General features: G+C 40.0%; 24 protein-coding genes, 7 tRNA genes and 2 pseudogenes. 5 read left to right on the top strand and 28 right to left on the bottom strand.

Annotated features, from left to right (window positions below):
• Window positions 1-227 precede the first annotated feature (227 nt).
• Both Y79_RS0107725 and Y79_RS0107730 read left to right on the top strand, forming a co-directional pair.
• Window positions 228-1,949: a ribonuclease YeeF family protein gene (locus tag Y79_RS0107725; protein ID WP_016937155.1), complete on the top strand. Its 1,722-nt coding sequence runs from the start codon at window positions 228-230 to the stop codon at window positions 1,947-1,949.
• Between the two features lie 130 nt (window positions 1,950-2,079).
• Complete coding sequence (locus Y79_RS0107730; protein WP_223152403.1) at window positions 2,080-2,490, top strand: hypothetical protein; 411 nt, start codon at window positions 2,080-2,082, stop codon at window positions 2,488-2,490.
• 117 nt (window positions 2,491-2,607) lie between these two features.
• Here Y79_RS0107730 and gapS4b read toward each other — a convergent pair whose 3' ends face one another.
• Genes gapS4b through Y79_RS0107745 form a run of 3 tightly spaced genes read right to left on the bottom strand, consistent with a single transcriptional unit; the run spans window position 2,608 to window position 5,753 of the window.
• Window positions 2,608-3,720 carry a GapS4b family protein gene (gapS4b, locus tag Y79_RS0107735; protein ID WP_016937157.1) on the bottom strand — a complete coding sequence of 371 codons (1,113 nt, stop codon included), beginning with the start codon at window positions 3,718-3,720 and terminating at the stop codon, window positions 2,608-2,610.
• Window positions 3,721-3,722: 2 nt separating this feature from the next.
• Entirely contained in the window at window positions 3,723-4,676 is a 954-nt protein-coding gene (gene gapS4a, locus Y79_RS0107740; protein ID WP_016937158.1) for a GapS4a family protein, read from the bottom strand.
• 15 nt (window positions 4,677-4,691) lie between these two features.
• Window positions 4,692-5,753 carry a nucleoid-associated protein gene (locus Y79_RS0107745; RefSeq protein WP_016937159.1) on the bottom strand — a complete coding sequence of 354 codons (1,062 nt, stop codon included), beginning with the start codon at window positions 5,751-5,753 and terminating at the stop codon, window positions 4,692-4,694.
• A gap of 175 nt (window positions 5,754-5,928) precedes the next feature.
• On the opposite strand from Y79_RS0107745, the gene Y79_RS0107750 reads away from it, so the two are divergent.
• The gene (locus tag Y79_RS0107750) at window positions 5,929-7,164 is read left to right on the top strand and encodes a toll/interleukin-1 receptor domain-containing protein (RefSeq protein WP_016937160.1); all 1,236 of its coding nucleotides are present in this window, start codon (window positions 5,929-5,931) and stop codon (window positions 7,162-7,164) included.
• 329 nt (window positions 7,165-7,493) lie between these two features.
• On the opposite strand, the gene Y79_RS0107755 is transcribed toward Y79_RS0107750, so the two are convergent.
• The 3 genes and pseudogenes from Y79_RS0107755 to Y79_RS1000000120755 all read right to left on the bottom strand — a co-directional run.
• Window positions 7,494-8,669, bottom strand: coding sequence for a Rap family tetratricopeptide repeat protein (locus Y79_RS0107755; RefSeq protein WP_016937161.1), 1,176 nt, complete (start codon window positions 8,667-8,669; stop codon window positions 7,494-7,496).
• Window positions 8,670-9,008: 339 nt separating this feature from the next.
• Window positions 9,009-9,476, bottom strand: coding sequence for a GNAT family N-acetyltransferase (locus tag Y79_RS0107765; protein WP_016937163.1), 468 nt, complete (start codon window positions 9,474-9,476; stop codon window positions 9,009-9,011).
• Window positions 9,477-9,590: 114 nt separating this feature from the next.
• A pseudogene (locus Y79_RS1000000120755) lies at window positions 9,591-9,773 on the bottom strand (IS1595 family transposase); the annotation flags it as partial.
• A 19-nt stretch (window positions 9,774-9,792) separates the two neighbouring features.
• Between Y79_RS1000000120755 and Y79_RS01000000120090 the strand changes: the two are divergent.
• Window positions 9,793-10,338: pseudogene (locus Y79_RS01000000120090) on the top strand (site-specific integrase); the annotation flags it as partial.
• Window positions 10,339-10,437: 99 nt separating this feature from the next.
• Here the strand turns inward: Y79_RS01000000120090 and Y79_RS0107775 are convergent.
• The 8 genes from Y79_RS0107775 to Y79_RS0107810 form a co-directional block, all read right to left on the bottom strand.
• Window positions 10,438-10,521: transfer RNA gene (locus Y79_RS0107775), tRNA-Leu, on the bottom strand.
• 62 nt (window positions 10,522-10,583) lie between these two features.
• A tRNA-Leu gene (locus tag Y79_RS0107780) sits at window positions 10,584-10,665 on the bottom strand.
• Between the two features lie 8 nt (window positions 10,666-10,673).
• A tRNA-Lys gene (locus tag Y79_RS0107785) sits at window positions 10,674-10,749 on the bottom strand.
• 33 nt (window positions 10,750-10,782) lie between these two features.
• Window positions 10,783-10,857: transfer RNA gene (locus tag Y79_RS0107790), tRNA-Gln, on the bottom strand.
• 11 nt (window positions 10,858-10,868) lie between these two features.
• Window positions 10,869-10,943, bottom strand: a tRNA-Glu gene (locus tag Y79_RS0107795).
• A gap of 19 nt (window positions 10,944-10,962) precedes the next feature.
• A tRNA-Ser gene (locus Y79_RS0107800) sits at window positions 10,963-11,053 on the bottom strand.
• A gap of 3 nt (window positions 11,054-11,056) precedes the next feature.
• Window positions 11,057-11,131: transfer RNA gene (locus Y79_RS0107805), tRNA-Asn, on the bottom strand.
• 135 nt (window positions 11,132-11,266) lie between these two features.
• Complete coding sequence (locus tag Y79_RS0107810; protein ID WP_016937165.1) at window positions 11,267-11,716, bottom strand: SprT family protein; 450 nt, start codon at window positions 11,714-11,716, stop codon at window positions 11,267-11,269.
• A 98-nt stretch (window positions 11,717-11,814) separates the two neighbouring features.
• Between Y79_RS0107810 and cmpA the strand changes: the two genes are divergently transcribed.
• Window positions 11,815-11,928, top strand: coding sequence for a cortex morphogenetic protein CmpA (cmpA, locus tag Y79_RS1000000121220; RefSeq protein WP_003156164.1), 114 nt, complete (start codon window positions 11,815-11,817; stop codon window positions 11,926-11,928).
• Window positions 11,929-11,937: 9 nt separating this feature from the next.
• Here the strand turns inward: cmpA and Y79_RS0107820 are convergent, their stop codons facing one another.
• The 14 genes from Y79_RS0107820 to acpS all read right to left on the bottom strand — a co-directional run bounded on the left by Y79_RS0107820 (window position 11,938) and on the right by acpS (window position 22,713).
• Window positions 11,938-14,097, bottom strand: coding sequence for a Tex family protein (locus tag Y79_RS0107820; RefSeq protein ID WP_016937166.1), 2,160 nt, complete (start codon window positions 14,095-14,097; stop codon window positions 11,938-11,940).
• A 72-nt stretch (window positions 14,098-14,169) separates the two neighbouring features.
• A complete protein-coding gene (gene rsbX, locus Y79_RS0107825; protein ID WP_016937167.1) occupies window positions 14,170-14,772 on the bottom strand; it encodes a phosphoserine phosphatase RsbX in 603 nt (200 codons plus the stop codon).
• The gene (gene sigB / locus Y79_RS0107830; protein WP_016937168.1) at window positions 14,772-15,560 is read right to left on the bottom strand and encodes an RNA polymerase sigma factor SigB; all 789 of its coding nucleotides are present in this window, start codon (window positions 15,558-15,560) and stop codon (window positions 14,772-14,774) included. Before sigB ends, rsbX begins: the two co-directional genes overlap by 1 nt.
• Window positions 15,526-16,008 carry an anti-sigma B factor RsbW gene (gene rsbW / locus Y79_RS0107835; protein ID WP_003156173.1) on the bottom strand — a complete coding sequence of 161 codons (483 nt, stop codon included), beginning with the start codon at window positions 16,006-16,008 and terminating at the stop codon, window positions 15,526-15,528. The genes sigB and rsbW overlap by 35 nt, the downstream gene beginning before the upstream one ends.
• On the bottom strand, window positions 16,005-16,334 hold the full coding sequence (locus Y79_RS0107840) for an anti-sigma factor antagonist (RefSeq protein WP_016937169.1): 330 nt from the start codon (window positions 16,332-16,334) through the stop codon (window positions 16,005-16,007). Before Y79_RS0107840 ends, rsbW begins: the two co-directional genes overlap by 4 nt.
• A 63-nt stretch (window positions 16,335-16,397) precedes the next feature.
• Window positions 16,398-17,405, bottom strand: a complete 1,008-nt coding sequence (locus Y79_RS0107845; protein ID WP_016937170.1) for a PP2C family protein-serine/threonine phosphatase — start codon at window positions 17,403-17,405, stop codon at window positions 16,398-16,400.
• A gap of 11 nt (window positions 17,406-17,416) precedes the next feature.
• Entirely contained in the window at window positions 17,417-17,818 is a 402-nt protein-coding gene (locus tag Y79_RS0107850) for an anti-sigma regulatory factor (protein WP_003156178.1), read from the bottom strand.
• Window positions 17,819-17,820: 2 nt separating this feature from the next.
• Complete coding sequence (gene rsbS / locus Y79_RS0107855) at window positions 17,821-18,186, bottom strand: RsbT antagonist protein RsbS (RefSeq protein WP_003156180.1); 366 nt, start codon at window positions 18,184-18,186, stop codon at window positions 17,821-17,823.
• A 4-nt stretch (window positions 18,187-18,190) separates the two neighbouring features.
• Window positions 18,191-19,012 carry an STAS domain-containing protein gene (locus Y79_RS0107860; protein WP_003156182.1) on the bottom strand — a complete coding sequence of 274 codons (822 nt, stop codon included), beginning with the start codon at window positions 19,010-19,012 and terminating at the stop codon, window positions 18,191-18,193.
• A gap of 120 nt (window positions 19,013-19,132) precedes the next feature.
• On the bottom strand, window positions 19,133-19,483 hold the full coding sequence (gene ndoA / locus Y79_RS0107865) for a type II toxin-antitoxin system endoribonuclease NdoA (RefSeq protein ID WP_003156187.1): 351 nt from the start codon (window positions 19,481-19,483) through the stop codon (window positions 19,133-19,135).
• A 5-nt stretch (window positions 19,484-19,488) separates the two neighbouring features.
• Window positions 19,489-19,770: a type II toxin-antitoxin system antitoxin EndoAI gene (gene endB / locus Y79_RS0107870; RefSeq protein WP_003156188.1), complete on the bottom strand. Its 282-nt coding sequence runs from the start codon at window positions 19,768-19,770 to the stop codon at window positions 19,489-19,491.
• Window positions 19,771-19,889: 119 nt separating this feature from the next.
• Window positions 19,890-21,059 (bottom strand): alanine racemase, encoded by a 1,170-nt coding sequence (gene alr, locus Y79_RS0107875; RefSeq protein ID WP_016937171.1) that lies wholly within the window; start codon window positions 21,057-21,059, stop codon window positions 19,890-19,892.
• Window positions 21,060-21,175: 116 nt separating this feature from the next.
• A complete protein-coding gene (locus tag Y79_RS0107880) occupies window positions 21,176-22,183 on the bottom strand; it encodes a LolA family protein (protein WP_016937172.1) in 1,008 nt (335 codons plus the stop codon).
• A gap of 164 nt (window positions 22,184-22,347) precedes the next feature.
• Window positions 22,348-22,713 carry a holo-ACP synthase gene (gene acpS / locus Y79_RS0107885; protein WP_016937173.1) on the bottom strand — a complete coding sequence of 122 codons (366 nt, stop codon included), beginning with the start codon at window positions 22,711-22,713 and terminating at the stop codon, window positions 22,348-22,350.
• Between the last annotated feature and the right edge of the window lie 38 nt (window positions 22,714-22,751).

Genomic DNA, 22,751 nt, shown 5'->3' on the forward strand with positions numbered 1-22,751 from the left:
AATCTATGAAAGCTTGTTTTCATTACACTTTCTAACATCACCCTACATCATTTCTATAGGTTTGAATGAATTATGGTTAATAATTGGTGAGCAAAAAACACCCTTACTTCCCCACTTCTCCAAATCTCATTACGTTCAATTCATTACCTCTTCTTCAACATTTTTTTCGAACTTCACATCCTATCCATGGTAATATTTAGATATAAACTTGCTGAAAGGATTGGACAATGAAGGTATTTGAAGCAAGGTCTTTGTTATCTGAAGCTGAAAACCGAGCAAAAGATTATAAAGAATTGAAAAATCAAATGATTAATTTGAAAAAAGCATTTAAGGCTGTTGCTGATCTTGATGATAGTGAGTTCTCTGGGAAGGGAGCAAACAATATTAAAGCATTTTTTCACGATCACACCGGTGTGGCTGATCAATGGATTGATTTCATTGATATGAAAATCGCTTTCCTTACTAGTATCTCCGGTATTCTGGAAGATGCCAGCCTATCAGATGCATATATCGAAGAATCCTTCTTAGAACACGAATTGGCAAACGCATATAGAAAATCACAAGCAATGATGTCCGAGCAGAAGAAAGCAATGAAAGATATCCTGATTGATATTGATGACATTCTTCCACTTGATTTATTTTCAACAGAGACTTTTAAGGATGAGCTCTCTTCCGCCGAAAACAAACGGAAAAAGACTATTGATAAAATAGACGATGTGGACGAACACTTAAAAACTGAATATGCAATGACTGAACCTAACGAACAATTTATTAAAGCAGACTTTCAAAAGTTACAGGAATCAACAGGTAAGGGCAAAAACGCTTCACCCATACATTATAATGCCAAGGCTTATCGCGAGAGTGACATACATAAGAAAAAAGGCGATATCGAAAAGCAATCTAAAGCTTATTTAAAGATCAAAAAAGAAGAAGCTAAAAAACGTGAAATTAAAGATTTGAAAAAACAGCTTGTAAATGTAACAGATCCTGACGAGTATTTAAAAATTGCTGAAAAAATTGGATACGAGAATTTGGAGCCTGACCAAAAAGTTTATTTCCGCCAGCTCGAAGAACTTCAACAAAAAGCCGATATCGGAAAAGGTATTGCAGTTGGAATGTATGAAGCCGGTAAAGATACCGTGATGGGTCTCTATCAACTTGCAATGCACCCTATTGAAACGCTTTCTGGAACGGTGAACGCCTTCTTACATCCAATCGATACTTATAAGATCATAGCAAAAGACATAGAAGACACTTTCCAACGTGATATGATTAATGGAGATAGCTACAGCAGGGCAAAATGGGTGTCCTATGTCGGCAGCACTGTTGTTCTTGCAATAGCTGGTCCGAAGGGTATTGATAAAGTATCCAAAGTTGCAAAAGCCGGTTCAAAAGTTGCTGCAATTAAGACGCTCGAAGTTTCAAAAGCAGGAATAAAAAAAGGTATTGAATACGTTAAAATACCAAATGTTTTTGAACAACAATATGCAATGGCTGGCGGTTCAGGAACTTTTCCTTTCAACACAATTGATGGACAGAGTTATAAAAACTCTGCACTTGAAGTTTTTAAGAACCAGTCTGCTACACATGGTATAAAAAAAGCAAAGCCGCATGAAGTTGTAAACGAATTAGAGACTTTTCAAAGCAGAAAATACATTTTTGGAGGACAGTCATTTCTCATTGATAAACGTGGAATGAAGCATATTTTAGAGCGCCATCATCCTAGTTTATGGGATGGTTCAGTTAAGTCTCGTCAATCTTTTCTCAATAAAGAGATGACTGTTAGCGATGTTGCAGATGCGATAGAATCAATCATGAAACAAAACCGTGAAGAGTTAGTACAAAAAGGAACAAAATTCAGTTATCAAATTAGAGGAACGTATAAGGGTCAGCAATATGTTGTAGGCTTTCAAAAAGGAAGAGTAGGTCAATTCTATCCGGAAAAATAGGAGAGGTAAAATGTTTTATATACAATCATTAATTTTCAAGCCAAATAAGAAGATAAAGAATCTTTCAGTCTTAAAAAATAATGTTGACGATTACTTTGTCCCACTTAACAATATAGGGGAACTTAAGAACATGAAATCACAGTTAGACCCAAACTATTTATCAGGAGCGATTATTTTAAAATATGGTGAACAAGAATTGCTTGATGTCACGATGTGGGACCTGATTGACCAATTATGGGCTTATTTTTTAAATCTAATTGAAGAAGCTATTGAAACAGGAAAAAGCGAAACTTATTTTCCAGATCAACCCCTTCTATTGAAAATGAAATCAATATCGAATGATATGTTGTTATTTGAAATTGACCAAAAACAAAAAGTATTACTGCCGAAACTTGATTTTTTCGAATCACTCTTAAAGAATGCGAGAAGTTTCTTTGAAACTATGAATTTTGTTTTAGAGGAAAACTGTGATTATGAATATGAACTTAATAAGGTCGATAAATTGCAAGCAAAAATTAGAAATGTGCAAGACTTAATGTAAAATAGTTAAAAAACCTGCTCATAGAGTAGGTTTTTTATTTCTCACCGTAATCACTTTACTTAAAAACACCCTGTGTTTAACTGTAAACAAGAAGAGGAACTATAACATATCTCTAAATTACTTTGTCATAATCTCTTTTAATTTATGGGCTATAAAGTTCTCAAAGGAATCATAAAGTGCTCTTTCACACTGTCTTTTATTTAAGTGTTTTATTCCTCCAATATTATTTATATTGAATTCGAACTCGATATTTTTTTCACTCTTTTTTTTCAGCAACTTTGGAAAACCATAATTGATTTTACACTTTAATGTGTGAGAATTATATATTAATTTATAACTTGCTTCTATTTCTTCTAATATTATTAACCTATTGTACGATTCATCTGTTAATAAATCAGAAGAGTGCAAAGATTTTCCATCAAGTACAATTTTGTTAACCTGATCTGTAAGCAACTTTATTTCATCAGGAAATTCTTCTACACTAGTGTCTGGACCAAATTCTATATTTGTTACTTCTATAAACTCCAGATCACCAAAGTTCCCCAGTAAACCCAATAAGAATTTATTACGATGTTCCGTTTTAAACATATTAGAAGTAATTTTCTTAGGTTCTTCTTTTTCTTCTATAAACTTCTCTTTTTTAAAGTTTTCAACTATCTTTCTCATAAATGTTTCATTACATTCTTTAGTTTCAGTCGATGTATGCTCCATTGTAATTTGAACTTCATTATTGTCATTTTTGAAGAGTTTTATTAATCCTTTATGATTAGTAAAGTGATCAGTCCAATTTTTGGTTAAATCATGTCTTTCTATCTCATATTGAAGAATAACTTCATTTTTATTTTCAATTGTAAAACTTGGAGCTCCTAATATCTCAAAGTTTTTTTCTTCATTCTCTATTATAGAATTAAAATTTATTTCTTCAGAGTTAACAAAAGCACCTATAAAGTCTGCTTCGTCATTCCATTTTAAAGATTGAGAACGCCTTTTTATACTATCTTCTTTTGTTTTTTGTTTCTCTTTTAACTTCTCAAATTCATAAGGCGCTAATAAACAAGTAGTTAAAATGGGTATTGTGTTCTCGTCGGTAGGATCTGAAATAAAAACGCCTCTATCAGCAAGAAGACTTTTAAGATCCGAATTGCTGAGATTAGAAGATAGTAATAATGGTTTTAAACTATCCCCATAAGGTAACAGATAACTCAAATGGAGTGCTTTTTCATTTTCCATCATCAATCCTCCAATTTTCTGAAGTCTCCAAAAGAGAACTTTCGCACTTCTATTTTGTTAGCATATTTTTGATCCTCGAAACTATGTAAAACTTCACTAATTGAGTGCTCATGGGTTAACTTATGATAGTCGGGAAAACAGAAAATGATTTTATTTCCCCATCCAACTGTCAAAGAATAAGACATTCCTACAAATCTTTTAAAATGATCTCGATCAAACCCAGTAATTGAAAAAAGAACCAGAATTTCCTCCGAATCACTTTTTTGTTCTTTTATTAATTTAATTGGTATAACGCTGCTATTTACAAATTGCAAAGGAAGAATCTCACCGCTTGATCTTACTGTAGTAATATCTTGATTTAATTGGTATGAAGTTTTAGGATAAAAGAATTCATGTTGATAATCAGAATAACCACTTTTTAAAAAATCAAAAATTCCTAAAATAAAGTTCGCTCGTTTATTGTCAACTAAGTAGACAGTTCCATAATTATTATCAAAAGTTTCTGTAGATCGGAAATCAGTAATCCTTTCAATTATATCTGTTTCTTGATCCTCATTATATGCTAACCATAATATTACTCCGCTAAATTTTTTTTGCTTAATTGACTTTGTTTTTTTTAAGTTTGCTATATTATTATATTTCAAACACTCTTTCGCACCAGAAATATCAATTATAAAATCCTTAAATTCTGCAGTAGGATTTTTTTTAGGGTATTCTTTACGATACTTCATAGATACAGGTATACAATCAAGTCTATGGTTTATTAAAGGAGACTCATAACTTGCAAAAAAATCTAAACCGTGCGTCCTACGCTTTGATTGGTTGATTCTGTGTTCTGCAGAGTGTAAACATTTGATATCATATCCCTCTAATAAATTATTCCAACCTAACTTTTCGAGAAATTTTTTTGCAACAGTCTCTCCAGCTTCCCCAGTACTCTTACTTTTTTCCCCCATTATATAACCTCGCTCTTATAATTCTTGATTAAAGTAAACTTTATAATAAGACATTCGTTTTTCATCATCAAAGCCCTTTTCAATTAAGTTATTTTCTTGATGTTCATTAGGGTTAATCTTAATTTTAATTTCAATTCTGTTGTCAAGTTTTATTATCTCATTTAACTTTTTTCTTTCCTTTTTTATCGGCGTTGATTCTATTAAAAACTCTCTAGGTAAGGTTTCCTTTTCAATAAAATCCTCAAATGTTTTAACCTCTTGTTTATCTCCCTTAAAAACATTTGAAGTAAATGTGTTCAAATCAAATTCACTATTCTCCTCAAAGTACTCTAATGTTTTACTTAAAAATTCAACTTTTTTTAACTTCTGTGGAACTGTTTTCTCTTTAACATATGAGTCAGAATAATTTTTACAAATATTTAAATACTTCTGAGTATGATAACGGTTATCAACATAATCTGTGACACTTAAAAAATTCTCTGTCCAATATTTTGCCTCATCGGCTTTCTTACTTGAAGTGTCTATAGTGTAAATCTTGTATCCATTTTCTTTGTCAATATTAAGAATTATGGCACCTTTATCTAATTTTTTTGCATTAATGCCTTTATCAAAATTCAGAGTAACATTATCAGATTCAGTATTAACCTGTAAAAAAGTATCTTTATTTTCGGATTTAAATATACCTATTGCATCTACTTCTTTTCCCGTAATAAAACATGATGTTAGGTAACCGATGTATAACTCTCCACCCTTTACATTTGGATGATTAGATTTGTTATATAAATGCTTTAATATGTTAATAGATTGTTCATTAAATTTCTGTAAATCTTCAAAAATAACTTTACAATACGCATAAACTTCATTAAGGTCTAAATCTGTTGTATGGTCAAATCTAAAGGCTCGATCATAAGTAAAAGAAGATAAGAAATAATTCATTAATGTTTCATTTGCATTTATGCCTTCTCTTTCGCTTAAGTTCGGAGAAGATTTTGATGCAAAATATCCTTCTTGTTTCAACTTATTACCAACTTTGTGAACAATCAATTTGTTGAGCGTAGCGCTTGTATAATCAATCATATTAAGCCCCCTTCACAAGGAAATTTTATCACTTTATTCCTTTATTTTAAATGTTTTTCAAAAATTTGTTTTTGAAATTTGCATTTAACGCTCGAAAAAAAAAACAGTTCTTTGGCACCGCGAAGAGAATAAATGTGATAACATTTAGATAAAAAATTCCTATTAGGAGGATTATATGGAGGAAGATGTCAAGGTACCAAAAGTTTTTATATCTTACAGTTGGTCTTCTGATGCTCATAAACAGTGGGTACTTGAATTAGCTAAAAGATTAGTAGCTGAAGCTGGAGTTGAAGTCATTTTAGACAGATGGCACTTAAAAATTGGACATGATAGATATAAATTTATGGAAGAGAGTATAAGACAAGCTGACAAGGTAATAGTAATTTGCGATAAAACTTACTGTGAAAAAGCAAACAATAGAGTTGGAGGAGTAGGATCAGAAACCATCATACTTACACCCGAGATTTATGAAGACACTAAACAAGATAAATTCATTCCTATTGCAATGGAATCATCAGTCGATAACCAGTTGCTCTTACCTGATTTTATAAAGTCAAGATTGGTTTTACCGATTTTAGACAAAGGAGATTTTGAAAAACAGTATGAAGATTTAATACATCTTATTTGGGATGAGCCAAGGCTAACTCCCCCAAAAAGAGGAAGTAAGCCAGACTTCAAAAGTAGTAGCGAGAGAAATGATGATTATGATATTGTCTTTGATAAAAGTAATAGCGAGAGAATAATTTGGTTACTCCCAAGGGGATTTTTATTATTGAAAGACATAACATATCAAACACATGACTCTTGGGCAATAACTGTACATTATTTCAATTACAATGGAGAGTGGCAACACAGTACACATTATCACGATTCATACTATAGAGACTGGGATAGAAATATGGAAATTCAGTTTAGTAAACTTTCAATCCCTAAAGCTGATTGGCTATGGTGTCGAGCGCCTTTAAACTTAGTTAGGGATCTAAGAGATGCAACTACAATTATTGATATAGCTAAAGTTATTCAAAAAGAACAACAATGTGATTATCCCGTTTATTATTATGGTCCACAAGAACCTATCCATTTACCTAAAGTTCCTTCTGATTACCATTTTTATTATAAGAATGGTAAGCTTAGAGATATTTTAGAGTATTTAAATAATAAACAACTAAAAAATGAAACCGACTTAAATGAACTACATTCAAATGCGTTAACAATAAGGCAACGCACCTACATTGAATGTCTTAAGTTCTTAGGCGAAAAAAATCCCTTATTTCATTTTGTCAAAGAAGTCCTTGATGAATATGATAAATCTTTTTCAATTGATGATTTAATTATATGGTTCGATAGAATTGAAAACATACTTTCTAGTACATTAAGTCACGCTTATGATGATTGGAATCTTAAAAATTAAGTTAGAAATGAAAAAGAGCAAATTTTTAATATATGCTCTTTTTCTATGTTCGCTTAACAACAACTTTATCTTATGCGATTTTTATCTCAATTGATTTGCTTATGCCCATGTAAATGAGTGAAGGCAAAAATACGCCTCAATACCACGCTAATTAATATGAGTGTTGCACAGCTTCATCTATTAGCTCGATATCCACTAAAATTTCCATGTCCATAAAATGAAAATATCGATCTATTATAATCACCTGTTAAGCACCTACTCTGTCATCAGCAACATGAAAAGGAGCTTTGATAACAGGGACATCATTTGTTAAAACCACTCCTCCTATGCTACCCAATAAAATGACTGTAAACAAAGTCCGGCTGATCTTCATTAATAATCTCCCCTTTTTTTATTTTTCGTCTTGCTTCAATACTCAGTCGATAATATTCATTGGAACGTGATAAATCCCCTTCTTCATAAAAATAATCCGCTACTCTGATTGCAAAATTTTCAATGTCTCCGAACATTCTTTTTTCATTCAGATGCGAAAAGGCTTCTTCAATTAAAGAATATTCATCATCACTAAAATAAAGTCCTTCTATAATCTTGAACTTTGCATCATATTCTAAATCCCCGTATTTCTTTGCGACAGATTGCCCCTTTTTTAAATAAGGTAAGGCTTCAACCAGAGCTTTCTGTTTTGTTTTAACGTTTACTATATTGAACAATGTTTTTGTCACAAATATATGTTCAGTCTTTTCAAAAAACTCTAATGAAGTTTGTAAATATTCAGTGGCTTTATCATATTCACCTATGTAATCATAACAAATACCAATATTCATTTTAGACATGCCAATCAAGTAATCTGCACCAATCGATTCAGCTATACGCAATGTGTCTCTAAACACATCTAATGCTCTTTCATAATCCAAAGAGTCAATTAAATTACCCGCAATTATATTTTGACATCTTATGGTTTGAACTGCATACGCATCGTACTGTTTGAAAATTTTAAGCGCCCGATTGGCATAATTTAAAGAGAAATAAGTCTGCTTCATGTAGTAATACACATGGGAGACTTTGAAAAAGAACTCCGCCCTTTCAATTTCGTCTTCCACCTCAAATAACTTTTTCTCCGCGATTCGATAAGCACTTATTGCTGTAGTAAGCTCTTTTCTTCTAAATTCATACATTCCCATAAAGAAATAGAAATAATACTCCAACATGCCGGTTAATTGGCCTTGGGATTCAATTTCCCTTAGCGTCTCATATGCAGTTTCTAAGCTATCCATATTCTTTGATTTCATATAGCTCAACATGATTTCATGTCTGAATTCTAGCAGCTGATAATATAATAGAGCATCGTGATTTTCAACTATATCAGCTAGTTCAGCTTCAGCTTCCACTTTAATTCTTTCTGCTTCATCAACCAAATCACTCTTTATCGCCATGTACCAAGCATTTAGTTTTTTTGTCACCAAATCATATGGAATTTTGCTTCTCTTTAAAAAACCCTGCTGCAAGAAAGCTCCCCCATCTTCACTAAATTGTTGTAATATTTAGATTAATCGTATTATGGCAGATCGAACATTTCTTGACAGATTTTAAACATAAAAAAAGAGCAGACTTCTATGTCTGCTCCAAATCCTTACCAATCCAATCCGCCAATATCAGCATAGACACCAGGATAATTAGGAAGAAAACGCAAGTTTGCTCCTTTAAATGTCATGCTATTCCCATATAACTTAATCCTCTTATTCTCACCCGTAAAATGACCCTTAACATATTTGGTTCCCCATACCATATCTCCCATTATCCCCTTTCTACAACAGCATATTTGATACCTGTATTGTTATGTATTTTTATAACTTTAAACTCATAATGTACTGCTCACCGATTATGCCCATTTTTCTAATTCCTGTATCTTGAAACCCAACTTTTAGATACAGTTTTTGAGCAGCTATATTTTTATGATTAACAGCTAAAACAATTTCATTACAGTCGGGGAATTCATCAGCAACGAATTTCCTTAGTAATAACAAAGCTTGCTTAGCGTAGCCTTTTCCTTGTTTGACTTGATTAATTGATAATGCTGTTAGCAACATAGCATGCGGATTATCCGAATAGTCCTTCACTTCGTCAGTTGCGTGTAATAAAAAAAACCCAACTGGTTCTCTATCATTAAGTATAACAATCCGATACTGTCCTTCTGTTACTTCTTTATAATTGCCCGGTAACGAAGTAAATTGAACTTGCACTTTAGGAAGTTCAAAAGAATCCAAAATATCACTATATTCTTCCGAAAAGTATACTAACTCAGTTTTATTCATTTGTCATTCCCCCTTAATTTCATAATACAATAAGAACTTACGTTTTGTGAATTGAAGTAAATATGAAGATAATTCTTTCACTAAACTGCCCGTTAGTTGATAAAAGAAATAACCTTAAACAGTAAACTTTGATAATCTAAGTGTATTATACGTTTCTATATTTGGAATTAAATTCTCTTTTATTATCATATCGTTCACCGTAACTTCATTTCTCTGATGATGGATGCTTTCTAATACTTGAAATCACGCCCACGCAAGGTAATTGTTCAGATATTTGGTCGCCACACCGTTAAAACGCAGACATAAAGTCTACTCATTCAAAGTGTTTTATACTACTGATTATTTAACAGGAATGCGTTTAGGTGAGATTTTAGCTCTCAAATGGAAAGACTTAGACAATTTTAGAAGAGAAATCAATGTATACAAAGCAATAACGTACATCAACCAAGAATACATTATTACTCCACCAAAAACCAAAAACTCAATTCGCAGAATAAGTATCAATTCAAAACTTATAGCACTGCTAGATCAGTGGAAGCAAAAACAAAAAGAAATTTTTGATGGATTAGGAATTAAACAAACAGAGGAATCCTATATGTTTCAGTACAAAGATAGACCGCCTACAAAGGATATTTTCAGCAGAAAGATAAAACAGATATGTAAAAGAGGAAATATTGAACCTATTCGTTTTCATGATTTGAGACACTCACACGTCGCTTTGCTTATCAACCAAGGCGAAGATTATCTAGTGATAAAAGAACGACTGGGACATGGTTCAGTTGCCTTTACAATGAACACCTATGGACATCTTTTTCCTAATAAGCAGAAGGAAACTGCCGACCGTTTGGACGAATTACTTTAAGTAACTGGTGAGTTTTGGTGAGCAAGTCCTTTTTCAAGGCCGTATTTTCAGCATAAAAAAATGATACCAAAGGCGGTTAAACCCTTGGTATCATTGAGATGCGGCCGAGAGGACTTGAACCTCCACGGGTTATTCACCCACTAGGCCCTCAACCTAGCGCGTCTGCCATTCCGCCACGACCGCGTGTTATGAAGCTGTTTTTCCACTAAGCATGTAAGCTAGTGATCAGCACTTTGAAAATAAAGTGCGGGTGAAGGGACTCGAACCCCCACGTCGTAAGACACTAGATCCTAAGTCTAGCGCGTCTGCCAATTCCGCCACACCCGCGTGACAAGTGGTGAGCCATGAAGGACTCGAACCTTCGACCCTCTGATTAAAAGTCAGATGCTCTACCAACTGAGCTAATGGCTCGCTCTAAAAGTGATTCAAAATTTTAAAATAAAATGGCTGGGCTAGCTGGATTCGAACCAACGCATGACGGAGTCAAAGTCCGTTGCCTTACCGCTTGGCTATAGCCCAACGAAGGTAAATGGTGACCCGTACGGGATTCGAACCCGTGTTACCGCCGTGAAAGGGCGGTGTCTTAACCGCTTGACCAACGGGCCGTCTGGTTGAGAACTTATCTGGCGGAGAAGGAGGGATTTGAACCCTCGCGCCGCTTACGCGACCTACACCCTTAGCAGGGGCGCCTCTTCAGCCACTTGAGTACTTCTCCATATGGCTCCACAGGCAGGATTCGAACCTGCGACCGATCGGTTAACAGCCGATAGCTCTACCACTGAGCTACTGTGGAATAATCAGACTTTCTTCATTATAAATGATGCGACATATTGTGTCAATAAGCAACATTTATTTTTTTAAGAAAGTGTCGTTGTCTCTCAACGACTTTTATAATTTAACATAGAACATTAAAATGAGTCAAGTCTTTTTAAAAAATTCTTTTGATTTTTCCCCTGCACTTTCCGCAGGCATATCTTTCCGGATTCATTGCCCGCTTCTTTATATACTGTTGGCCGCAGGCCGTGCATCTATACATATATGTTTTCTTTTGTGTCTTTTTTGTTTGGAGCGGCGTGCAGAATCTCGGCGCTCCGACTTTCTGAAGCAGGTCTCTGAAGTCTTTGTCTCTGTGCTTGTACCCTTTTCCTTCAAGGTGAAGGTGATAATGGCAAAGCTCGTGTTTGATGATGCCTATAAGCTCGCTCCGGCCGTGTTCGAGCAGATATTTGCGGTTTAATTCGATGTTATGGGAAGACAGCATGTACCGGCCGCCTGTCGTTTTCAGCCGGTCATTGAAAAAGGCCCGGTGACGGAACGGCTTCCCGAAATCCTGTGCAGAGATGTCTTCCGTCAGCTTTTGAAGTTGTTCGTTATCCATATGTGCACCCCGCTTAAAAACATCGAACGGGACAATTTACCGTTCGCATACAATATGTTAAAACCGCCCTCTAACTAAAAGCTGAGGAGGAATGAGCCATGCCGAATTGGCTGATGAAACAAATGCAAAAAGCGTTTTTAGAAAAGGACAATTATCAAATCAAACTGCTGAACCAGTGCTGGTATTTCTACAGAAAAAAACACTGCTCGTAAGCAGTGCTTTTATTTTACCATAGACAGCGACACTCTGCCCTTTTGCACGTCCACCCCTTCGACCCATACGGTGACAATGTCTCCGACCGATACGATGTCGAGAGGATGTTTGACGAACTGATTGCTCAGTTTTGAGATGTGCACAAGCCCGTCTTGCTTGACGCCGATATCGACGAAAGCGCCGAAATCCACAACGTTGCGGACGGTGCCCTGCAATTCCATTCCTTCCTTTAAATCCTCAAGCTGCAGAACGTCTTTTTTCAGCAAAGGCTTCGGCACTTCGTCACGGGGATCGCGTTCCGGCCTTGTCAGCTGTCCGCAAATATCTGCAAGTGTAATTTCCCCTATACCGAGCTCCTCAGCCGTCTCAGACAGCGGCAGTGCGCTGATTTTCTCTTTTACGTCCGCGCTTCCGATCTGATCTGCAGTGAGCTGCAGTTTTTTGAGCAGCGCCTTTGTCTCTTTATAGCTTTCCGGGTGTATCCCGGTGCGGTCAAGCGGCTCCTGGCCTCCGGGCACTCTCAAGAAGCCGATGCATTGTTCATATGTTTTTGCGCCGAGGCGCGGGATTTCTTTCAGCTCTTTACGATTTGTAAATTTGCCGAGTTCTTCCCTTTTTTTGACGATATTGCCGGCGACGGTTTTGGATAATCCGGCTACATATTGAAGCAGCGCGGCGGATGCTGTGTTGACATTTACCCCGACTTGGTTGACGACGGTTTCTACGACAAAACGGAGAGATTCGTTTAATTGCTTTTGGCTGACATCATGCTGGTATTGCCCGACACCGACGGATTTAGGATCAATTTTTACAAGCTCGGCCAGCGGGTCCTGCAATCTTCGCGCGATGGAGACGGCGCTGCGCTCTTCGACTTGAAAATCCGGAAATTCCTCACGGGCGATTTCTGACGCGGAATACACGCTTGCTCCGGCCTCATTGACGATGACGTAATAAATGTCCCGCTCTGTTTCTTTTAACACATCAACGACGAATTGCTCTGTCTCCCGTGATGCCGTGCCGTTCCCGATCGCCACAACCTCGACTTCGTACCGGTCCAGCAATTCTTTGATTTTTTTCCGGGCTTCCGCTGTCTTTTTGACGGGAGCGTGCGGATAAATGACGTCGATTTTCAGCACTTTTCCCGTCTCGTCAACGACTGCCAGTTTGCATCCCGTACGGAAAGCCGGATCGACGCCGAGCACGACTTTTCCCTTCATCGGCGGCTGCAGCAGGAGCTTACGCAGGTTTTCAGCGAAAATATGGATCGCCTGCGCGTCTGCTTTTTCTGACAGCTCTTTGCGGATGTCACGCTCAATAGCCGGCTGGATCAGGCGTTTGTAACTGTCCTCAATGGCTTCTTTCAGCGTTTCTTTCACAGGCGTTTCACGGTGTTTGATGATTTGCTTTTCTAAATAAGCTTTTATCTGATCGGCGGGCGGTTCGATCGCAATCTTTAAAATGCCTTCTTTTTCACCGCGGTTCATCGCGAGCACTCTGTGAGGAACGACCTTTTGGATCGGCTCTTCGTACTCATAGTACATTTCATAGACGTTTTTCTCATCGTCTGCGGCTGACTTGCCTGCCGCGGATGTGAGAATTCCTTTTTTATACGTTTCCTGGCGGATCCACTTTCTGAAATGAGGATCATCCGAGATTTGTTCGGCTATGATGTGCTTCGCGCCTTCAATGGCTTCTTCCCTTGTGGCGACTTCCTTTTCTGCATTGATATATTGATCAGCCGTTTCGTGTAGACGGTTTTCTTTCGGGAGTGAAAGAATATAGTCCGCAAGCGGTTCAAGCCCTTTGCTTTTGGCGACGGTCGCTTTTGTTTTCCGTTTTTGTTTGAAGGGACGGTATAAATCCTCGACTTCCTGAAGCTTGGCCGCTTGTTCGATTTTTTGCTTCAGTCCGTCCGTCAGCTTGTCCTGTTCGGCGATCAATCTGATGACTTCTTCTTTCCGCTGCGTCAGGTTTTGTATGTACTGCCACCGCTCGGAGATTGCCTGAATCTGCACCTCATCCATTGAGCCGGTCTGCTCTTTTCGGTACCGCGCAATAAACGGAACGGTATTGCCGTCTTCAAGCAGGCGGATGACACTTTCGACATGTTTTTGGGATAACGCTGTTTCTTCAGCAATTTGTTTTTTCAAAAGGGCTAATGTTTCCATCTCACCAAAGCCTCCATCTCTTCATTCTTTCTCTAGTGTATCAAAAAACGGCGGAACATAAAAAAAGCAGCCTTACGATAAAAGCTGCCCGAGAATATAGGTCAAATCATCACGTCTGGATGTTGTGTACGGATGAATTGATTTTGATATATCTTCTATTGAGTGTCCCTGCTTTAAGCAGGTGCGGATATGCGGAACCTCCAGCCCATCCGTGTAGATGATGAATGTCGCCCCTTTTTCGTATGATGACGTATACGTTTTGTATTTTTGCGGTTTGCCTGAGAGGTAACCCGAAATCGGGAGCGGATGAAAGACTTCGCCTGATGGGGAGTGCAGAAAGAAACGGACATTCCCGATCGAACAGTATGTCAGTTCTCTTTTGGTGAAATTGATTTTTAAGATGGAGGCAGTCGCCCCTCTTTTGTTTTTCATCGCTTGGTTACAGCGCTCAATGATGCTTTCCACATCCTCATCCGCATATGTTTCCACGATGTCTTTAATAGCTGAGGAGGATTCGTTGGCAAGGGATCCGCTGCCGAGACCGTCGGCTACCGCGCAAACCAATTCCTCTTCATCCGCCTTTATGAAAAAGCTGTCCCCGCATATGGACTTGCCTTCTTTATTTAATTGGTATACAAGAGTTTGAACATGTTCGTTTTCTTCAACCTGAATCATTACATTAGCTCCATGGAGGGATCTCCAATCAAGGCCTCTCTCAGTTTTTTCACCGCTTTCCGCTGTAGGCGCGAGACGTGCATTTGAGATATTCCGAGAATGTCCCCTGTTTCTTTTTGGCTTTTATTTTGCACAAATGTTAGATCGATAATTTGTTTTTCGCGGTCAGACAGCACATGAAGCACGCTTTGGATCATCATCTGCTGGTTGACGCGTTCGTATCCTTCCTCGTGCGAACCGACGATATCAAGGATCGTGACGGTGCTTCCGTCTGCATCCGCTTCGATGCTGTGATCGACAGAAAGCGCCTGATAGCTTTTTCCCATCTCCATCGTTTCAAGCACTTCCTCTTCTGACACATCGAGAAAGGCTGCGATTTCTTCGACTTTCGGCGACCGCTGTGTCTCTGTCGTCAGCTGATCCACCGCCATTTTAATGCGCGGCCCGAGTTCTTTAATCCGTCTCGGGACGTGTACGCTCCATGTTTTATCTCGGAGGAAGCGTTTGATCTCGCCGATGATGGTCGGAATCGCAAATGCTTCAAAGGATTTGCCGACCTCCGGATCATAGCGTTTAATGGCGCCGAGAAGCCCGATCATCCCGACCTGGCGGAGATCCTCGTGAAAGCTTTTTCCTTTTGAATATTTCTTTGCCAGCATTTCGACGAGATTGGTATACACCTCGACGAGTGTCTCCTGGGCTTTTTTATTATCATGTATTTGAAAGTCGCGTATGAGCCGATCAACTTCATCTTTAGTTAGTTTCGTAGTTTTTGATGGTTGTGCCATGATCAACTCGCTCCCCATTTAAATACTTTGTCATCGCCACGGTTACGCCAGAGTTGCTTTGAACTTTGACTTCATCCATGAGCGTTTCCATTAAATATAGACCGAGTCCTCCTTCTGACAATTGATCGACTGTGTGCGAAGGCGTGTACGGCCCGAGATCCTGCTGCTTCTGATCAAAATCAAAGCTGTCTCCCTGATCGGCGACAATGACCTCCAGCCGATCCTCAAACACACCGAACCGCACGGATACTTCTCCCTTGTTTTCATCTTTGTATGCATGCTGGACAGCGTTTGTACAAGCTTCGCTGACAGCGATTTTCAAATCTTCAATGTCATCGTAGGTATAGCCCATTCTGCTGGCGACACCTGATAATGTAAGCCTGACGATCCCTACGTATTCCGGTTCGGCCGGAATTTTCATCTCAATATAATCAACTGATGTACTCATTGCACGCCACCTTCTGACTTTGCCGAAATGTCGATGATATCCTTAAGCCCCGTAATTTCAAACAGACGGACGAGCCGATCGGAAAGATTCTCAAGCTTCAAAGAACCGCCTTCCTTGCTCACCGTTTTAAACACGCCTACAAAAACGCCTAAACCCGTACTGTCCATATAGTTTACATCTTTTAAGCAGATTCTCATGTTTTTCCCCTCGTTTGCCAAGGGCATCAGCTTTTCACGAACCACCGGAGCTGAGTATACATCGATTTCTCCAGCGATATTGATTTGTATATCTGAAAGATTCTCCTTCATATCTACCGTTAAATTCATCGTATCACCTCTGAAAGTTATCCTTACTCGTGCTAATGGCTTTTTACCCGTGCTGCCGTTTTGTTAAACCTTTCTTTTCAAAACTATTAACGTAAAATCGTCATGAAGCTGAAAGTCCTGGAGTCTCAGCAGGCTGTCGTAAATATTTTTGACCATATCCTGCGCCGAGCATTCCATATGTTCTTCCAGCATGCGCTGAATGTCGCTGCGCTCCAAGAAACCGTTTTCGGTACGGCATTCGGTGACGCCGTCAGAAAAAAGAACGATCATGTCTCCTTCGTCCATGTGCTGTTCGTATTGGCTGTAATCAAAATCCTGAGAAATTCCCAGCACCAATCCTTTTGCCTCCAGATCATAAAACTTCTTTTCTTTTTCAGAGTAGTAGAAGCCCGGTTCATGCCCCGCAGAAGCATACGTAAATTGGTGATTTTTCGTATTGTAGTTTGCGTAAAACATGGTGATAAACATGCTTGAGTCCACATTCTGTTCTACAACGCGGTTAAGGTTTTTCAACACTTGGGAGGGGTGAATGCCGATCTCTGGAAGAGAGTCCATGGCATACTTGATCATCGACATGCACAATGCGGCGGGGATTCCTTTTCCGATGACATCGGCTATCGCGATGTTAATCGATTCCTTGTCTTTGACAAAGTGATAATAGTCCCCGCTCATCTGCTTGGCGGGAACGCTGATCGCCCCGATATCCAGCTCTTCTTCTTCAGGAATTTTTGTGCCCAGCAGCGTCTGCTGGACATTTGCGGCAATTTCAATTTCTGAACGAAGCTCCTGCTGGATATCTCTCAGACTTTGATGTTCCTGATAAGCCATCCCGTAGCCAATCATGACTTCTATTAAAAAATCCAGCGAATGAAAAACATCTTCCGGCAGATCCGGATACAGTTCCTTTATTACTTTTCGGTGGATGCTGATAATTTCCTCCGGAGGAACCTGATGTTCAATCGTTTTTCGGCTGAATTTTTGGGCTTGATATAAAGATGTTTCTGTTAATTCGGCTATATATCGGCTAAGCAGCTGATGGTACCGCTGCTCTATAACCTCCCTGAAATCCACGTTCTAACCTCCTACCGAAGCCATTTCACGGCTTGAATCTCTGTTCCTTCCTCTGCAACAGATTGCAGGCTGAATTCATCCATCAGCCTTTTGACGCCCGGAAGCCCCGCTCCCAGTCCGCCAGACGTTGAAAAGCCGTCTTCCATCACTTTACGGATGTCGGGGATTCCGGGTCCTTTGTCTTCTGCTATGATTTTAAGGCCTTTTTTACCTCTGTCGTTTACTTGTTCTATGCTGACCTGGCCCTTGCCGGCATATAAGTAGATATTTCTGGCCAATTCTGAGATAGCCGTAGTGATTCTGGCCTGGTCCACCGTGCCGAAGCCTAATTCCTTCGCAACGTTGCGGCCAAGCTGTCTGGCGGCTACGATATCCCATTCTGTCATGATTTTCACACAGGATTGGTCGTTCATCGCTATTCCCCCAATTCCCGCTTCAATGTCTCAAGCCCTTGCTCTAAGTCGAGCGCTGTTTCGATTTCCTCAAGTGAGATTCCGAGTTCAATCAATGTGACCGCCACAGCCGGCTGAATTCCCGTCAACACGACTTTTGCGCCCATTAATTTTGACATGGTAATGACATCGCCGAGCACTTTCGCGATAAATGAATCGATCATATCAACGGATGTCAGGTCGATGACGACCCCGTTCGCGCCGGTTTCATAGATTTTGTTCAGCAGGTCTTCCTGAAAATGCAAAGCAGTCTGATCGTCAAGTTCCCATTGAATGGATACCAATAAGCAGTTATACAGTTTCAAGATCGGGATTTTTGGATGTCTCACAATGTTATTCCCCCAATGAAACGATTTTTCGATTTGTCATTTCAAGCGCTGTTTGAATTCCTTTTTGAAGGGTATTCTTCGTAATAACCTGTGACAAATCAATTCCCAGATTAACGATCGTCTGCGCGATTTCCGGACGGATTCCGACGAGCAGGCATTTCGCGCCGACAAGCCGCACCGCTTCCGATGCCTGGATAATATGGTGCGCCACCATCGTATCAACGACCGGCACGCCCGTAATATCAATCAATACAACCTGTGAACGGTGCTTCACCACGCCGTTTAACAGATTTTCCATAATGTGCTTTGCACGCTCCGTATCAATCGTCCCGACAAGCGGCATGACCGTTACATGCTCAAATACCGGGATCAGCGGAGCCGACAGTTCCTGAAGCGCGATTTTTTGCAAAGTAACCGTTTTTTCCCAGGAGATAGAATACTGATTTAAGATTTCCGTGTTTATCGGATTGAAAAAGCTGTCTATTTCCAAAATCAAATCCGCTCTGTCCTGATCGGCCATATTAAGGTCGACCATCGTTTCGTAAAGCAGTTTCCAAAACTCTGACAGGGTGGCTGAAAGAAGTTTCAGTGACAGGCCGAGCTGAACGGCGCGCAGTGCGAGTTCACTGATCTGCTCTTCGGTAGCCTCGTCATTTTTAGTCGATAATAAAAGAATGTCTATATAATCTTTACAAATATTTTCACATATGTGATTCGTAAGCTGATAGTCTTCCTGATTGCCTACTTCTTTTAGTTTGGCTGTCCAAGTATCAAGCAGTTCATCATGCTGATCAATAATGAACTGATACACTTTCTGATTCGACATGGGTTTCACTGACCTCCCGACACAAAACAACAAATTTTGTTTGATTATCTCTTTATTATAGCGCTTATGTTTTTCGAAAACAAAAAAAGTTGCTCTTTATGAGCAACCAGAAAAATATGACTAAAAATCAATGAGTGCCAAACTGATTTGCAGGGCTTCATCAACCTTATCCATCATTTCATCATCCAGATGAGTTATTTTATCCGTTAATCTTTGCTTGTCAATCGTCCGAATTTGCTCCAGCAAAATAACGGAATCTCTTTCAAAACCGTAGCGTTTTGCATCAATTTCGACGTGGGTTGGTAATTTCGCTTTCTGTATTTGGGCTGTTATGGCTGCAACAATAGCAGTCGGGCTAAAGCGATTTCCGATATCATTCTGGATCACTAAAACCGGGCGTACGCCGCCTTGCTCTGAGCCAACAACAGGAGATAAATCAGCAAAATAAACATCGCCGCGCTTTACAATCAAAATGATTATCCTCCGCTGACTAAGCGCTCAACGGTCGTTTCTGCTTCGCACTCAGCATAGTGAGCCTCAGAAGAAATGTTCAAGTTGATTTTCGCCATTTCCATATACCCGCGTCTCATCAAATCACGGTTGTGGCGAGTTGTCCGTTCGCTGACATACGCTCTCACTGCTTGTGATATCAGTTCGTTTCTGCTTCGTTTCTCCCGCATCGCTACACCATCCAATTCAGCTACTAAGTTTTCAGGCAAGCTGATTTTCATTTCGGTTCTTGCGCTGGATTCAGACAAAAAACATACACCTCCACCAAACTTACGGATACGACCAATTCATCCATCCAGACATAATGATACCATTATTCAAACGTCAAGCAAAGCTGTTTTATAAATTCTCTTTTTCCGGATGACGGCTACTTGCTTGTATTTTCTTGCAGTAAAGGATTTCTTACTTCCATTATACTCTCATTTTCCAAAAACATACGGGGAACGCGGGAACTAATGGTACAAGGGACCTCGTAATTAATCGTCTCAAGCCGCCCGGCGATTTCGTCCATCGTGATCGTTTCTTCTTTCTGGCTGCCGATCAGGGTGACTTTGGTGCCCGGCGGATAAGATTGGTCTAATTCGACCATCAATTGATCCATGCAGATCCTTCCGGCAATGTTCATCCGTCTGCCGCCGATCAGCACAGCCGTACCGCTCAGCTTGCGGAGCCATCCGTCTGCATAGCCGATGGGAACGGTTCCGATCCATTGATCCTTCTCTGCCGTATATGTTGCACCGTAGCTGACGCTTTCCCCTTTGCGGATTTTTTTCACATGGGATAAAACAGAGTGCAATGCAAAAGCCGGCTTTAATTGAAACGGAATTTCGTTTTGGATGTCAGCGGAAGGACGGAGCCCGTACATACTGATGCCGAAACGAACCGCGTTAAAAAAGCCTTTTTTAAGACGAAGTCCGGCAGCGCTGTTCGCGCAGTGGACCATCAATTCTTTTAAAGGAAGCGGAGCGATCAATTTTTTAAAGCGTTCAAATTGGAAGAGGAAATAATCTCTGTTTTTTTCATCCGCGGTTGCAAAATGGGTGAATACGCCTTTACAGACTAAACCGGGATTTTGGCCGAGGATTTTTAACACGCTTTGGATTTCTTCCTCCGTTTTGACTCCGAGTCTGTTCATGCCGGTATCGACTTTCAGGTGAAACGGCACTGTTTCACTTCCGAGGTGGCGCGCAGCTTCCTGAAGCCATTCAACAGAATATCCCGTCAGTGTGACGTCATATTCGGCAGCGGCTTGTACATATTCAGGGGGCACGGCGCCAAGGACGAGAATCGGCGCTGTAATGCCCCGTTTTCTCAAGGAGATCGCCTCATCCAGTATCGCTACGGCAAGACACGAGGCACCCGCTTCAAGCGCGGCTTTCCCGACTTCCAAATCTCCGTGGCCGTAAGCATTCGCCTTTACAACCGCCATGAGATGGACGTTTTCGCCGATGTGTTTTTTCATATGTGTGACATTTTCTTTAATCGCAGACAGGTTGATTTCCGCCCACGTTTCTCTGTAAAAGGATGCTGTGTTCACTCGATACACTTCCTAGCATTATTTTCAAACCATATTGTTATTATCATACTAAAATTATGCTGCAAAGTGAAATGGAATCAAAAAAAGAGGCCGGCAGCGGCGGCCTCTTTTTGACGTTATTTTGAAGACTGTCCCTGCATGCTTTTGGCGGCGGCCACCATTTCGTCTTTCGTAAGATCCTTCGATGACAGGAGGTAATCCACTCCGTCATATGTCCACGTTAAAGACGTATCGGATAGTGCTGCGACCGTGAAGCCGAGATTAACCGGTTCGCCTTTCAGCGTGACGGCAGAGGCTGCTTTTGCGATTTGGGCTTTTTCTTGAATGAGCGTGAATGATTTTTCCCCGCCGTATGTCATGACGACCCGTTTCCCGTCCGCGGTTGAAATATCTTTCTCTTCAAGCTTTTTGACGCCGGCCGGCACTTGAAGCGGTGTTTTGACGGCAAATGAATCAGACGGCTTAGCGCTTGTGGCGACGTCCATCTGGGAAAGCGTCATGTTTTTCTTCTCGTCAAAAGAGTCTTTGTCAAACGGTTTGTTGAATTCAAAGCTTTTGAATTCGACTTTTACCATCACTTTCCGGTCTGTATCCATGACTTTGACGAGCGACGGGCTCATGTCCTTTTTGTTGAAAGTGATTTCTTGCGTCGGCAGCATTTTGTTATGCTGATAGTTTGTTTTTGTTTCAAACGTGTACTTTTTATCTTTGGCGGAATAGACGGCGTCTTTGTCATTTTGCACGTCTTTTACAAGTGACTCAAACAAATATACTTGGCTGCTGTTATTCGGCCAGTCGCTTTGGAAGCGGAAGCTCTTATTTAAAGACGGCGTGAGGACAAAGACTCCGTTGGCGTTCCGTAAAATGACTTGATTTTGGTCTTTTTTCGGATTTTCCAGATAGACCCGGTACAGGGAAGGTTTTTTATGCCAGATTTCCACATTGTATACTTGCGGATCACTCCCCGTTTCAATGGTCATTTTGGCTTTTGCTTTGTACGAGGTGTATTCTTTCGCCTTCTTATCTAAACCGGTCACGATATCTTCCTGTGATTTTTGGCCGCAGGCCGAAAGAATAAGGACGGCAAGCAGTCCCGTTAAAAGCAAAACAAAGCTTTTTCTCACCTTTTTCCAACCCCTTCTTCTCAATTGATGTAAAGGGAAGAAATCGCTTGTTTGACTTTAACGGTACGCCCTGAACGGCCGGACGCGTACCATAAAAGCCTCAAACAACTTGTCTCCCTTAATGCACTATCAAATATATGAAGGGGTTTCGGCTAATATGCAGACTAGCGTGACAACCTTTCAATCACGACCTGCGCCGCGGCGTATTCTTTTGTATGGGTAATGGAGACGTGTATTGCCGCGCCGTCAAGCTTGGCGCAGGTAAGCACTGGCTTTCCGGCCGGGTCCTTTCCGGTTTCAATATCCTGAAAGCTGAGCTCTTTGCCGATACCCGTGCCGTACGCTTTCGAAAAGGCTTCTTTTGCCGCGAATCTTCCCGCAAGAAATTCAATTTTCCTTTTGTCCGACAGCTGTGTAAAGCGGACGTATTCACCGTCCGTCAATATTCTTTGCGGAAATCTCATCTGCCGGCTGAGCATATTTTCAATTCTGTGCAGTTCAACGATGTCGATTCCGATTCCGAAAATCATGTGAATTCCTCCTAAAAGTCCGTACTAAAAAACGGTTT

The sequence above is a fragment of the Bacillus siamensis KCTC 13613 genome (assembly GCF_000262045.1).
GTDB lineage: Bacteria > Bacillota > Bacilli > Bacillales > Bacillaceae > Bacillus > Bacillus siamensis.